Origin of the sequence: Reyranella sp. (assembly GCF_050185545.1) — a bacterium.
Lineage (GTDB): Bacteria > Pseudomonadota > Alphaproteobacteria > Reyranellales > Reyranellaceae > Reyranella.
Genome location: NZ_JBFWZI010000009.1, coordinates 54,204 through 67,069 on the forward strand (window position 1 = coordinate 54,204; position 12,866 = coordinate 67,069).

Below are 12,866 nucleotides of genomic sequence, written 5' to 3' on the forward strand. Positions count from 1 at the left end.
GCGTTTCCCTTGTTAGCCGTGCCGCTCGATATGCAGGCTTCGGAGGTTGGCGAGCGGCTTCAGGTCAGGTTCTAGACCGAGTCCTTGGCCGCCGGGAAGCGATACGAAGCCATCGCGAATGGTCAAAAGGTCGCCCAGGAGCCCCTCGCGCAGCGGATTGGCATTGGCGTCGACCTCGAGCATCCCTGGCCCACGGACCGCCGCCAGCAGGTGCAGGGAATGCAATAATCCGATGGCTCCGCCGAGATAGTGCGGGCACCAGGTGCGGCCTGCCGCCAGAGCAGCCCGCGCCACCGGCAGGCAGCCGGATTGGCCGCCCCACTTTGCGACGTCGGGCTGGACGATGCCGAACAGGCCCGACTCAATTGCCGTCTGGAATTGACCGGCGCCGCGCAGATTCTCGCCTACGGCCAGCGGCGCAGGCGCCACGGCGGCAACCTGGGTCCATTCGGCCGTCGGCCGATCAGCCGTCAGGGGTTCTTCGATCCAGCCCAGATTGAACTCGGCGAGCCTGGGTAACATCCGGCACGCAGTGGCGAAATCCCAAGCCTGGTTGGCGTCGACCATGAGCCGCTCGCCGTCGCCCAGGCTGGCGGCGACCGGCCGCAGTGAGCCGAGGTCGGTTTCCTCGCCGAAGCCGATCTTGAGCTTGAAGGCGCGGTAGCCGGCGGCCCGCGTACGCGTGACGGTGTCGGCGGCGGCCGGCCCGGGATTGATGCCGGAGGCATATACCGGCACCGGGCCATCGTCGCGGCCGCCCAGAGCGCGCCATAAGGGAAGTCCGCGCTTGCGCGCCCGCAGGTCATGGATGGCGAGATCGAGGCTGGCGGCGGCAGCCGAGAAGCCACCGGCATCGCCGCTCTGGATGCGCAGCACGTGCAGGGCACGGTCGATCTCCGCCCACAGAGCCACCGGATCGTCGAGCGGCTTGCCCAGTGCCAGCGGCGCCACGATATCGGCGAGCAACCGGGCGCGGTATTCGGCGCCGGCATTGGGAAAGTTGCACCACACCTCGCCCCAGCCGCGCGCGCCGTCGCTGTCCTCGGCACGCACGAAGACGGCGGCCCGTTCCGTCATGGTGCCGAAGGAGGTCCGCACCGGCTCCTTGATGGGCGTGCGAAAGACATGCGCCTCGACGCGGGCGAGGATTGGTGGGGTCATCTTCCCGTCCTCCCCAGCGAAGCTGGGGAGGTGTCGCCGTCATACGGCGACGGAGGGGTCATGAGCCATCGGCTCCGCTCTCTCCCGTGACTCATGACCCCTCCGTCCGCGATGACGCGGACACCCCAACTTCGTTGGGGAGGAGAAGATGAGAAGAGCTTCGGTTTCACTCGGCGGCGTCGCGGTTGGCGTCGGCCAGCAGGTCGTAGGTCCGCTTCTGATACTGGACCATGTAGTCGGTGTACGACGTGGTCGGGTATTTGGGCGGCTTGTCAGGACCGACGGTGGTCGGCACGGCGGCAACCGGCCAATCGATGTTGCTGTCGCAGAAGAACGCCAAGGCATAGCGCTCGCCGCCGCTGCGGTTGATGGCGCGATGCGGCGTCGCCAGGAAGACGTCGTTGGTCCAGCGCTGCAGGAACTGCCCGCCGTTGACGACGTAGGCGCCGGGCAGGGCAGGGGCGTCGATCCACTTGCCGCTCTGCGTGCGGATGGAGAGGCCGGGCACCTCGTTGGGCGCCAGCAATGTGAGGAAGCTCGTGTCGGTATGCGGGGCGATGCCGAACTCGTCGTCGACCATCACATCCTGGTGCGGATAGTGGGTCATCCGGAGCTTGTACTGGCAGTCGCGAAATGGCCCGTCGAACCAGGTGGCCGGCAGGCCAAGGGCACGGGCATAGAGCGGCACCAGCTTGAGCACCAGCCGCTCCATGGTGTCGCAGTAGCCGGCAACGCTCTCGCGGAAGCCCGGCAGGTTGGCCGGCCACTGGTTGACGCTGCGGAAGCGCCGGTCGACCCGCGCGTCGGGATGATCGGGCGGCAGGTCGCGGGCGATGAACAGCGCCTCGTTGAAGTTCGCCCGCGTCACCTTCTGCACCGTCGAGGTGCGCAGCGTGTCACCGCGCAGCGGCAGGTAACCGACATTGTGCCGGTCGATGCGGATCTCCATCTTCCGCTCGATCGGTTGGGCATGGAAACGCGCCGCCTGCCGGAAGACGTCACGGACCTGCTCCGGCGGCACGCCGTGATTGACGATGAAGTAGAAGCCGATCTCGGTCAGCGCGAAGCGCAGCTCGGCAGCTGCGGCCTCCATAGCTCCCGGCTGGCCTGCCAGGTACGGCCCGAGGTCGATGACGGGGATGGTCTCGGTCGTGCTCACCTGAGGGGCCTCCCTCACCTTAGGGTCCGTGACGAAGTCATCGCCGCAGCAATTCTGTCATCCCGAGCAAGGCGCTTGCTTCGCAGGCGCCACAGCGAGGGACCTTCGAGGCCGCGACACAGGGTCGTTGCTCCGCTCCACATGACAGTGTTGCCGTCACAACCGGACCACCCAGCACGGCACATGCTCTCACTCGGCGGCTTGCAGGTCGGGTGCGTTCAGCACGTCGTAGTTTCGCTTCTGATACCAGGCCATGTAGTCGCTGTAGTAGGTGGTCGGGTACTTCGGTGGCCTGTCCGGGCCGACGGTGGTCGGCACGGCCGCGACCGGCCAGTCGATGTTGCTGTCGCAGAAGAATGGGATGGCGTAGCGCTCGCCGCCGCTGCGGTTGATGGCGCGATGCGGCGTCGCCAGGAAAAAGTCGTTGGTCCAGCGTTGCAGGAACTGCCCGCCATTGACGACGTAGGCGTCGGGGATCGCCGGTGCGTCGATCCAGGTGCCGCCCTGCGTGCGGATCGAGAGGCCGGGCACGTCGTTGGGTGCCAGCAGGGTGAGGAAGCTCGTGTCGGTGTGCGGCGCCAGACCGAACTCGTCCTCGACCGGGCTGTCCTGGTGCGGGTAGTGGGTCATGCGCAGCGAGAACTGGCAATCCTCGAACGGGCCGTCGAAATAGGCAGCCGGCAGCTCGAGGGCGCGGGCGTAGACGCGCACCAGCTTCTTCACCAGCGCTTCCATGGTGTCGCAATAGTCGACGATGACCTCGCGGAAGCCCGGCAGTTCGCTCGGCCAGCGATTGGCACCGCGATAGCGCCGGTCGGCCAGCACGTCGGGATGATCGGCCGGCATCTCGCGCTTGACGAAGAACGCCTCGTTCAGGTTGGGCTTGGTGCCGGCCTGCACCGTCGAGGTGCGCAACGTGTTCCCGCGCATCGGCATATAGCCGGTGCCGTGAGGGTTCAGCTTGTAGGCGAGCTTGCGTTCCACCGGCAGCTCGTGAAAGCGCTTCACCTGGTCGAACACACCGCGGATCTTGTCGCGCGGCACACCATGATTGACGATGAAATAGAAGCCGATCTCGGTCAGTGCGAACCGCAGCTCCCTGGCCGTCCGATCCAGCGCGCCCGCCTCGCCGGCAAGATACGGGCCGAGGTCGATGACGGGAATGGTCTCGGTGGCCATGGCGCCCTCGAATTTGTTACAATACCTAACGATACCGCCGTGCGCCGGCAGGGGTCCAGCCACGTGCCGATACCAGATGCGATGACAGCTCACGTCATCTTGCATGCCGTGCCCCCGGGCGGGGCCGCAGAGCATGCACATATGGCACCCCCCCGTCATCCCGACCGGAGCGGAACGTGGCGCCTGCCCTGAGCGCGGTCGAAGGGAAGCTAAGTGGAGGGACCTTTCCTCTTCACAGATCAGTAAGAAACGTCCCTCGACTGCGCCGCCCTTCGGGCGGCTTACGGGGCTTGCTTCGCAAGCGCCTTTCTCTGGATGACGGCATTCTTTGTAAACGCGAATACCCTGGGTCCGGCCGGCCGGCCCAGTCAGTCTCGTCGAGAACGAGGCAGCGGCGCCCAGTGACGGCGAAGGGAGCTTGGCATGATCTTCGGCATTCTGGCGCTCGGCGTGGCGGCGGCCTTCACCGGGGCTGCCTTCTACATAACCTTCGCCGAGCAGCCGACGCGGCTGATGCTCGATGACCGCGCGATGCTGGTGCAATGGAAGCCCGCTTACGCGCGCGGCTATGCCATGCAGGCGAGCCTCGCGGTGGCGGGCTTCGTGTTCGGCGTCCTCGCATGGTGGACGACCGACGATCCCATGTGGCTCGCTGGTGCCGTCGTGCTGGTCGCCAACTGGCCCTACACGCTGCTCATCATCCTGCCGGTCAACAACCGGCTCAACGCCATCGAGCCCGACCGGGCCGGCCCCGAAAGCCGAGCCCTGATCGAGCGCTGGGGCCGGCTGCATGCCCGGCGGACGATGTTGGGCATGGTGGCCAGCGTCCTGTTCACCTTGGCCGCCTATCAGCCCGCCGGCAGCTTGTAGTCTTTGAAATCCTCGCGCAGCCTGGTCTTCAGGATCTTGCCCGTCGCGGTGGGCGAATTGGCATCGACGAACTGCACGTCGTCGGACAACCACCATTTTCCGACCTTGCCGGCGAGGAACTCGAGCAGCTCCTTCTTGTCGACCGTGGCGTCGGCCTTGCGGTGCACGATCAGCAGTGGCCGCTCGTCCCATTTCGGATGGGCGACGCCGATCACCGCCGCCTCGGCGACGGCCGGATGGGCCATCGCGGCGTTCTCGAGGTCGATCGAGCTGATCCATCCGCCACCCGAATTGATGACGAGGCAGAGTATCGAGGCATCTCTCCGGTCGTCGTGTCGTGGGGCCTGTTGTGGCGGGATGGGGCCGTTTGGCCTAGGGTGAACGGGCATCCTTTGGGGGTAAACCGATGATGCGGTCAAGATACGGGATGGCCCTGTCGGCGGGCGCACTGGCAGTCGCCTGGATATCGGCGGCTGTGGCGGGCACGGCCTACAACACCGAAAGCGGCGCGACGCACTCCTTTCTGAAGCTGCTGACCGAGCGCCTGGAATTCACCCTGGAGCGGATTCCAGCGCTGGGAAGCCACCTGATCGGGCTGCCGGACCAGATCGGTGGCCGCACCGCCCTGCTCCTCGTCGGTATCGTCGTTGCGGGTCTGCTGGCCGAGAATCTCGTTCGCCTGCTGCTCAGCAGGGCTCGGGTGCGCGGCTTCGACCGGCTGGTGGGCCAGTCGCCGCTGCGCGCCTTCGGGCGAGCCCTTCTGCTCGACGTACTGGCGCTCGTAGGGCTCGCGGTTGCCGGGCGGCTGGTGCTTCGCCAGATCGGCGACCCCGAGAGCATCGGTTTCAAGCTCGGCCAGCAGGTCTTCCAGGCGATGATCTACTGGCGCACTTTCAACCTGGTGTTCCGGGCATGGCTGCGGCCGGCGGCGCCGGAAGGCCGCATCGCACCCGTTGACGACGATACGGCGCGCGGCCTGCTGATCGCTCTCAACTGGGTGATCGTCCTGCCGCTGCTTGGCAATCATGCCGGCCGTGCCCTGGAATTGACCGGCGCGCCGCCCGAGGTCGTGAGTGCCGCCGTCATTCTGTATGCGCCGGTGATAGCCGCGTGCCTCCTGTGGGTAGTCCGGCATTGGCACAAGGAGATGGCGGCCTGGCTTTCGGCCATGGTGTCGCCGAACAAGATCGGCCAGCGCCTGAAGAGCGACGCCGCCAATCGTTGGTGGGTCTTCGGCCTGATCTTCTACGCCATGATGGGCCTGGCTGCGATCTACGCGGCAATTGCCGAATCGAACACCGCGGCGCGCGGGCTGACCGTCATCGAATCGGCGCTGATCGCCCTGCTGCTGTTCGAGACGCTGATGCATCGCATCACGCGCCACATCGTCTCCGAGCTGCCGATGGCCGGCGACGTGGTCGCCGACTGCCTGCGCCTGGTAGCACGGCTCTTCGTCGTCATCCTGATCGCCGAGGCCATGATGGTGAGGGTGCTGGGCGCCATGACGCCGGAGCAGTGGCTGCCGCACGACCGCGGGGCCAAGGTCGCGGCAATCACCGCCGTCGCCATCTACGCACTGTGGCGGTTCATCAAGTTCCGCATGGATTCCTACATCGCCGCCAATCCGCTGCCCTCGGCCGACGCGACCGGCGACACCGAGGAAGACGTCAAGGTGGCGGCCTCGCGCCTGCGGACCCTGATGCCCCTGCTGCGCGCAATCTCCGGGGCGGTGATCCTGGTGGTCGGCGGCCTGCTGGTGCTGTCGGAGCTCGGCGTCAACATCACGCCGCTGATCGCCGGCGCCTCGGTCCTCGGCCTCGCCGTGTCGTTCGGCAGCCAGTCGCTGGTGCGCGACATCGTTTCCGGCGTGTTCTTCCTGGCCGAGGACTCGTTCCGCATCGGCGAGTATGTCGATTGCAGCAAGGTCAAGGGCACGGTCGAAGGCTTCAGCGTGCGCTCGCTGAAACTGCGCCATCAGAACGGCCAGCTTCATATCGTTCCATTCGGCCAGGTCGGCCACATCACCAACTTCAGCCGCGACTGGACGGTGGTGAAGTTCAACCTCGCCTTCGCGCCGGGAACCGACGTCGAGCTGTTGCGCAAGACGGTGAAGAAGCTCGGCCTCGACATGCTCGAGGAGCCGGCCTTCAAGCCGATCATCATGCAGCCGCTCAAGATGCAGGGCGTGGTCGACATCAAGGACAGCCAAGTGATCGTGCGCTTCAAGTTCATGGCGCGGCCAAAGAACCCGAGCCTGATCCAGCGCACCGCCATCCGCCGCATGTACGACACGCTGCCCGGGCTCGGCATCCACTTCGCCACGCCCACCATGACGGCCTATCCGACGGCGATGATGCCGGTGGGGATACCGGCGACAGTCGCGCCGGCGCCAGCGCCGCCCGCCAAGCCACCGGCCGCACCGGAAGCCAAGGTCGCGGCGGAGTAGGGCTCATTTCTCCTCCCCAGCGTCTTCGCTGGGGAGGTGTCGCCGTCATACGGCGACGGAGGGGTCATGATCTTCCGGACCGCGGGCGTCCCGCCCGCTCACGATCATGAACCATGAGCGGGCGGGACGCCCGCGGTCCGGAAGATCATGACCCCTCCGTCCGCGAAGACGCGGACACCCAGCGAAGACGCTGGGGAGGGAAAAGACCTGCATGGCGCCCTCTCGTCGCGCAGGGCTAAGATGCGCCGTCCTCGCATAGGGAGAAGCAACCATGGAAAAGCGCAAGCTCGGACGGTCGGGCCTCGAATTCGCTCCGATCGCCTTCGGCGGCAACGTGTTCGGCTGGACGGCCGATGAGGCGACCTCGCACCAGCTGCTCGACGCCTTCGTCGATGCCGGATTCACGTTCGTCGACACCGCCGACGTCTATTCGCGCTGGGCGCCCGGCCACAAGGGCGGCGAGTCGGAGACGGTGATCGGCAGCTGGCTGAAAAAGGACCCGGGGAAGCGCGACAAGGTTCTGATTGCCACCAAGTGCGGCATGGAGATGCCGAATGTCGGCCAGGGCCTGTCGCGCAAGCATATCATCGGTTCGGTCGACGCCTCCCTGAAGCGGATGAACACCGACTACATCGACCTTTTCCAGTCGCATCGCGACGACAAGGACACGCCGATCGAGGAGACGCTGTCGACCTACGGCGAGCTGATCAAGGCGGGCAAGCTGCGCGCCATCGGCGCCTCCAACTACGAGGCGCCGCGCCTCGCCGAGGCGGCCAAGGTCGCCAAGGAGAAGGGCCTGCCGCGCTACGAGAGCCTGCAGCCGCACTACAATCTGGTCGAGCGTCCGCTCTTCGAGGAGGCGCTCGAGCAGGAGTGCCTTAAGCAGGAGATCGGCGTCATTCCCTACTGGTCGCTGGCCAGCGGGTTCCTGACCGGCAAGTACCGCTCGGAGGCCGACCTCGGCAAGAGCCCGCGCGGTCCGGGCGGCGTGAAGAAGTATTTGAACGACAAGGGCTTCAAGGTGCTGGGCGCGCTCGATGCGGCGGCCAGGAAGCACAACACCAGCAACACCAGCGTGGCCCTGGCCTGGCTGATGCAGCGCAAGGCGGTGACCGCGCCGATCGTCAGCGCCACCAGCCTGGCGCAGCTCAAGGACCTGCTCGCGGCGCCCTCGGTCAAGCTCGACGCCGAGTCGGTCGCCGCCCTCGACAAGGCGAGCGCCTGACGGCGCGTCGTCCCGTAGCCGTTGAATTTGGTCGAAGGCCAATCAAAGTCCTCATCCTGAGGAGGCCGCGTAGCGGCCGCCTCGAAGGATGGGCGACACGGTAGATCGTTGGAAAAGCGATGGCGCGACACCCTTGACTATTGCCGACCCTTCGAGACGCGGCCCTCCGAGCCGCTCCTCAGGATGAGGTCCTATGGGGCGTCGTACCGTCCACCGATCGCTGGCGAGCAGGGCCGGAGAAAATGGTAGAGTGAGCCATGCTCATCTTCCGCCAGCTCTTCGACCCGACGTCATCGACCTACACCTACCTCCTCGGCTGCAGCGCCACGCGCGAGGCGCTGCTGATCGACCCCGTCTTCGAGCAGGTGCGCCGCGACGCCGCCCTGATCACCGAGCTGGGGCTGACGCTGACCTGGACGCTCGAGACCCACGTCCACGCCGACCACATCACCGGCGCGTGGCTCCTGAAGCAGAAGCTCGGCAGCGGCATCGCCCTGGCGGCGGCGGCGGGAGCGGCCGGGGCCGACCGGTTGCTGGCCGACGGGGACCGGGTCGAGTTCGGCCGCCGCGCGCTGGAAGTGCGGGCGACGCCGGGCCATACCTCGGGCTGCCTGACTTACGTGCTCGACGACGAGAGCATGGCCTTCACCGGCGATTGCCTGCTGATCCGCGGCTCCGGCCGCACCGACTTCCAGCAGGGCGATCCGCGCCAGCTGTATCGCGCGGTGCGCTCGCGCATCTTCTCGCTGCCCGAGGGATGCCTGCTCTATCCGGCGCACGACTATCGCGGCCTCACCGTCACCAGCGTTGCCGAGGAGAAGCGCTTCAATCCGCGTCTCGGCGGCGAGGTCGGCGAGGGTGACTATGTCGGCTACATGAAGAACCTCGACCTGCCGCACCCCAAGAAGATCGACGAGGCGGTGCCGGCGAACCTGCGGTGCGGCCAGCCGGGCAACGACACCGAGGTGCCGCCCGATCCGCATTGGGCTCCGCTGCGCTTTACCTTCGGCGGCGTCTGGGAGGTCGAGCCGCACTGGCTGGAGGAGAACCTGGCTGCCGTGCAGGTGCTCGACGTGCGCGAGCCGTCGGAGTTCACAGGACCGCTCGGGCGGATTCGCGGCGCGACGCTGATTCCCCTGGGCGATCTCGCCAAACGCGCCGCCGAGCTGCCGAAGGGCAAGCCCATCGTCACGGTGTGCCGCGCCGGCAGCCGCTCGGCCCACGCCACGGCGATCCTGACCAAGGCCGGTTTCGCCGAGGTCGCGAACCTGCCGGGCGGCATGTTGCGCTGGCGCGCCGAAGGGCGCAGCGTGGACGGCGGATCACACTAGGTTAAGCGGTCAGAGGGTCTATGGACGTTCGGGCTTGGCTGCATGGTCTCGGCCTGGGCCAGTACGCCGAGGCGTTCGAGGCCAATCACATAGACGGCGCGATGTTGCGCGGCCTGACGGCAGACGACCTGCGCGAGCTCGGTGTCACCTCGCTCGGCCATCGCAAGCGCCTGCTCGAGGCGGCGGCCAATCTCAAGACCGATGAGCCGGAAGCAGTGGCCGCAACTCCAGAGCGGCGCCAGGTCGCCGTGCTGTTCGCCGACCTGTGCGGCTTCACGGAGCTTTCGACCTCGGTCGATGCCGAGGAGCTGCGTCGCATCGCCGGCCGGTTTCTGGCGCAGGCCGACGAGATCGTGGTGGCGCACGGCGGCACGGTCGACAAGCATATCGGCGATGCCACGATGGCGATCTTCGGAGCGCCGGTCGCCCACGAGGACGACCCGCTGCGCGCCGTCGCCGCGGCCGACGACCTGCAACGTGCCATGTCCGCCTTGTCGTCCGAGCTGGGCCGCGAGCTTGCCACCCATGTCGGCATCGCCCTTGGCGACGTCATCGCAGGCGAGGTCGGCGGCGAGCTGCGCCGCGACTACACGGTCGTCGGCGAGGCGGTGAACCTGGCGGCGCGGCTGGTCGGCGAAGCCGGGCCGGGCGAGACGATGATGAGCGAGGCGGTATGGCGGGCCGTCGCCGGTCGCGTGCGCGCCACTGCGATGGGCGAACGCTCCGTGAAGGGCATTGCCCGGCCACAGCGCTTCTGGCGCCTCGATGGTCTGGGCGAAGGCGCGACATCCGCCCGGCTGCCGTTCGTCGGTCGCGAGGTCGAGCTGGCGCAAGCCCTGGCCGTACTCGCGACGGCGCAGCCGGGCGCGCATCTGCATTTGCGCGGCGAGGCGGGTATCGGAAAGAGCCGCCTGCTCGCCGAGGTCCTGGCCAGCGCGTCCGGCCAGGGTATGGCGCCGATAATGGCGCATGCCGTGGATTTCGGCACGGCGCGCCGGCAGATGCCCCTGCGGGTCCTCGCCGAAGCCCTGATCGAGCGCTTGCCGGGATGGATCGAAGATCCCGCGGTCGATGCGCGCCTGCGCGCCGCCGCTCACGATGTCGTCGAGCGGCCGATGCCGCCCGAGCTCGCCGCGCCCTATCGCGCGATGGAGGACAGCCGACGCGTCGCGGCGCGGGCCGAGGCGGTGACGGAGCTGACGGCGACGGTCACGAGCACCAGCCCACTGGTCATCGCGATCGAGGACCTGCACTGGGCGGACGATACCCTGAGGGCGTTTGTCCGCATGCTGGCCCGTCGCACGGCCACGGCCCGCCTGGTCGTCGTTACGACGTCGCGACCCGAAGGCGATCCGGTCGATGCCGCGTTTCGCCGCGACCTGGCCGGCGTCTCCGTCGTCGTCATGGAGCTGGGTCCGTTGCAGGGCGCGGCGATGCAGGCTCTTGCGCGCGCAGCGGCCAGCAAGGTCGATCAGGCGGTCATCGCAACCTTCATCAACCGCTCCGGCGGCAACCCGCTGTTCCTCGAGCAGCTCGCGCTCAGCACCGCGGAGGCCCAGACCGCCGAGTTGCCGGGCTCGATCCGCGGCCTGGTGCAGGCCCGGCTCGATCGCCTGGCCCGTGCCGATCGCGCCGCGCTGCAGGCCGCCTCGGTCTACGGCCAGCGGGTGCCGCCGGCGGCCCTGCGAGCCCTGGCAGGAAGCGACAGCTACGACCCGCGGCCGCTGATCGAGGCCGGCCTCCTGATCGACGACGGCGGCATGCTGGTCTTTGCCCATGCCCTCATCCAGGAGGGGACGTACGCCTCGCTGCTGCGCGAGACGGCGCGCCAGTTGCACCGCCGGGCGGCCGACTGGCTGGGCGAGGGCGAGCCCGACCTGCGCGCCCAGCATCTCGACCGGGCGGGAGAGCCGGGAGCGGCGGACGCCTATCGCCTCGCTGCCGAGGCCCAACGCCGCTCCGGACGGCTGTCGGTGGCGCTGGAGCGCGCCGAACGCGGCCTGCAGCTTGCGGTGACCGAGGCACAGTTCGTCGCCTTGTCCCTGCTGGCCGGCCATCTGCTTCTCGACCTCGGTGCCCCACGCGAAGCACGCGACAGATTTGTCGCAGCACTGGCCAAGGCCACGAGCGCCGCTGAACGCGGCGAGGCGGAGTTCGGTATCGCCGCGGCGCTGCGCATCACCGACGATCTCGCGGGGGCGGAGCAGGCGCTCGATCGGGCCCTGGCGGCCGCCGAGGCGGCCGAGCTGACGGCGCTGGCCTCGCGCTGCCATCATATGCGGGGAAACCTCCTCTTTCCGCGCGGTCGCGTCGACGAGTGCATGGCCGAGCACCGCCGGGCGCTGGCGCTCGCCGAGCGCGCCCAGTCGCCCGAGCTCGTGGCTCGCGCGCTCGGCGGTCTCGCCGATGCTTTCTATGCGCAGGGCCGGATGCGCTCGGCCGGGACGGCCCTGGCGCGCTGCATCGAAGCGGCCCGGCTTTCGGGCGCAGGCGCCGTCGAGATTGCCAACCGGCCGATGGCCGCCATCGCCGAGTGCCATCTGCTCGACCTCGTGGCCGTGCGCAAGTCGGCGGAGACGGCGATCGAGCTGGCGCGCCAGGCGCAGAACCGCCGGGCAGAGCTGATCGCGCTCCACGGCCTCATCATCGCCGCCGTCGAGGCCGACGAGCCCGAGGCGGGAACGTCGCATGTCGAGCGGGCCGACCAGATCGTGGCCGAGCTCGAAGCGTGGCGCTTTGCCAGCGAGAATGCGATCTTCCGCGCGCAGCTCGAAGCGGCGATGGGCAATCGTGGGCGCGCCGCCGAGGTTGCGCGCGGTGCCGTCGAGCACATGCGGCAGCACGCCTTGAGCTACATGGGGGCGGCGATCCTGGGCATCGGCGCCAGCATCAGTGACGATCCCGCCGAACGGGAGGCCTGGTTGATCGAAGGCGAGGCGCTGCTGGGCGCGCAGACGCTGGGCCACAACCACCTCTTCTATCGCAGCTTCGCGGTCGACGCTTGCCTGGCCGCCGGCCGGCCCGACGAGGCGCGTCGTCACGCCGCCGCGCTCGCCCGGTTCACCGCTATCGAGCCGATGCCCTACACCGACCTGATCGTGCAGCGCGGCGCGCTGCTCGCCGACGCCCAGGAAGGCTGGCTGACCGCCGAGCGCCGCGCGACCCTGGCCGAACTCGCCGCCCGCGCCGAGCGCACCGGCTACCACCGTCTCGCCAAGCCGATGCGGGCGATTCTGCTCACATGAAAGATGCGTTGCGGCGCGCCACCCAGGGCGGAGCAACCTCCGCCGGCTGTGGCGCTCATGCTCTTCTGGATCGCGGGCGTCCCACCCGCTCATGGTTCATTCTGTCATCCTGAGCGCAGCGAAGGACCTCATCGCCGCTCGCCGCGAACGTGCTTTGCAACTTCGGGCGACGAGATGCTTTCCTTCGGCTTGGCTCAGAACACGCGCTGCCCTCAGGATGACAATAAGGACGCGTGAGCGGGCGGGACGC

8 protein-coding genes and 1 pseudogene are annotated in these 12,866 nt (G+C 68.1%); 5 read left to right on the forward strand and 4 right to left on the reverse strand.

Annotated features, from left to right (window positions below; genetic code table 11):
- Positions 1-12: 12 nt before the first annotated feature.
- The 3 genes from AB7O82_RS04275 to AB7O82_RS04285 all read right to left on the reverse strand — a co-directional run bounded on the left by AB7O82_RS04275 (position 13) and on the right by AB7O82_RS04285 (position 3,499).
- Positions 13-1,161 (reverse strand): mandelate racemase/muconate lactonizing enzyme family protein, encoded by a 1,149-nt coding sequence (locus AB7O82_RS04275; RefSeq protein ID WP_428537741.1) that lies wholly within the window; start codon positions 1,159-1,161, stop codon positions 13-15.
- Between the two features lie 166 nt (positions 1,162-1,327).
- A complete protein-coding gene (locus tag AB7O82_RS04280) occupies positions 1,328-2,320 on the reverse strand; it encodes an isopenicillin N synthase family dioxygenase (protein ID WP_428537738.1) in 993 nt (330 codons plus the stop codon).
- Positions 2,321-2,509: 189 nt separating this feature from the next.
- The gene (locus tag AB7O82_RS04285; RefSeq protein WP_428537735.1) at positions 2,510-3,499 is read right to left on the reverse strand and encodes an isopenicillin N synthase family dioxygenase; all 990 of its coding nucleotides are present in this window, start codon (positions 3,497-3,499) and stop codon (positions 2,510-2,512) included.
- Between the two features lie 426 nt (positions 3,500-3,925).
- Between AB7O82_RS04285 and AB7O82_RS04290 the strand changes: the two genes are divergently transcribed.
- Positions 3,926-4,369: a DUF1772 domain-containing protein gene (locus AB7O82_RS04290; RefSeq protein WP_428537904.1), complete on the forward strand. Its 444-nt coding sequence runs from the start codon at positions 3,926-3,928 to the stop codon at positions 4,367-4,369.
- Here the strand turns inward: AB7O82_RS04290 and AB7O82_RS04295 are convergent.
- Positions 4,348-4,668, reverse strand: a pseudogene (locus AB7O82_RS04295) (AMP-binding enzyme); the annotation flags it as partial. The gene AB7O82_RS04290 and the pseudogene AB7O82_RS04295 overlap by 22 nt on opposite strands.
- 128 nt (positions 4,669-4,796) lie before the next feature.
- Between AB7O82_RS04295 and AB7O82_RS04300 the strand changes: the two are divergent.
- The 4 genes from AB7O82_RS04300 (at position 4,797) to AB7O82_RS04315 (ending at position 12,616) form a co-directional block, all read left to right on the forward strand.
- Entirely contained in the window at positions 4,797-6,815 is a 2,019-nt protein-coding gene (locus AB7O82_RS04300; RefSeq protein ID WP_428537732.1) for a mechanosensitive ion channel family protein, read from the forward strand.
- A gap of 271 nt (positions 6,816-7,086) precedes the next feature.
- The gene (locus tag AB7O82_RS04305; protein ID WP_428537729.1) at positions 7,087-8,040 is read left to right on the forward strand and encodes an aldo/keto reductase; all 954 of its coding nucleotides are present in this window, start codon (positions 7,087-7,089) and stop codon (positions 8,038-8,040) included.
- 257 nt (positions 8,041-8,297) lie between these two features.
- Positions 8,298-9,371: an MBL fold metallo-hydrolase gene (locus AB7O82_RS04310; RefSeq protein ID WP_428537726.1), complete on the forward strand. Its 1,074-nt coding sequence runs from the start codon at positions 8,298-8,300 to the stop codon at positions 9,369-9,371.
- Between the two features lie 20 nt (positions 9,372-9,391).
- Positions 9,392-12,616: an AAA family ATPase gene (locus AB7O82_RS04315; protein ID WP_428537723.1), complete on the forward strand. Its 3,225-nt coding sequence runs from the start codon at positions 9,392-9,394 to the stop codon at positions 12,614-12,616.
- Positions 12,617-12,866 lie beyond the last annotated feature (250 nt).

Coding starts and splice junctions, on each gene's coding strand:
- AB7O82_RS04275 (WP_428537741.1), bottom strand. CDS start 1,161: ATGACCCCACCAATCCTCGCCCGCGTCGAGGCGCATGTCTTTCGCACG.
- AB7O82_RS04285 (WP_428537735.1), bottom strand. CDS start 3,499: ATGGCCACCGAGACCATTCCCGTCATCGACCTCGGCCCGTATCTTGCC.
- AB7O82_RS04300 (WP_428537732.1), top strand. CDS start 4,797: ATGGCCCTGTCGGCGGGCGCACTGGCAGTCGCCTGGATATCGGCGGCT.
- AB7O82_RS04305 (WP_428537729.1), top strand. CDS start 7,087: ATGGAAAAGCGCAAGCTCGGACGGTCGGGCCTCGAATTCGCTCCGATC.
- AB7O82_RS04310 (WP_428537726.1), top strand. CDS start 8,298: ATGCTCATCTTCCGCCAGCTCTTCGACCCGACGTCATCGACCTACACC.
- AB7O82_RS04315 (WP_428537723.1), top strand. CDS start 9,392: ATGGACGTTCGGGCTTGGCTGCATGGTCTCGGCCTGGGCCAGTACGCC.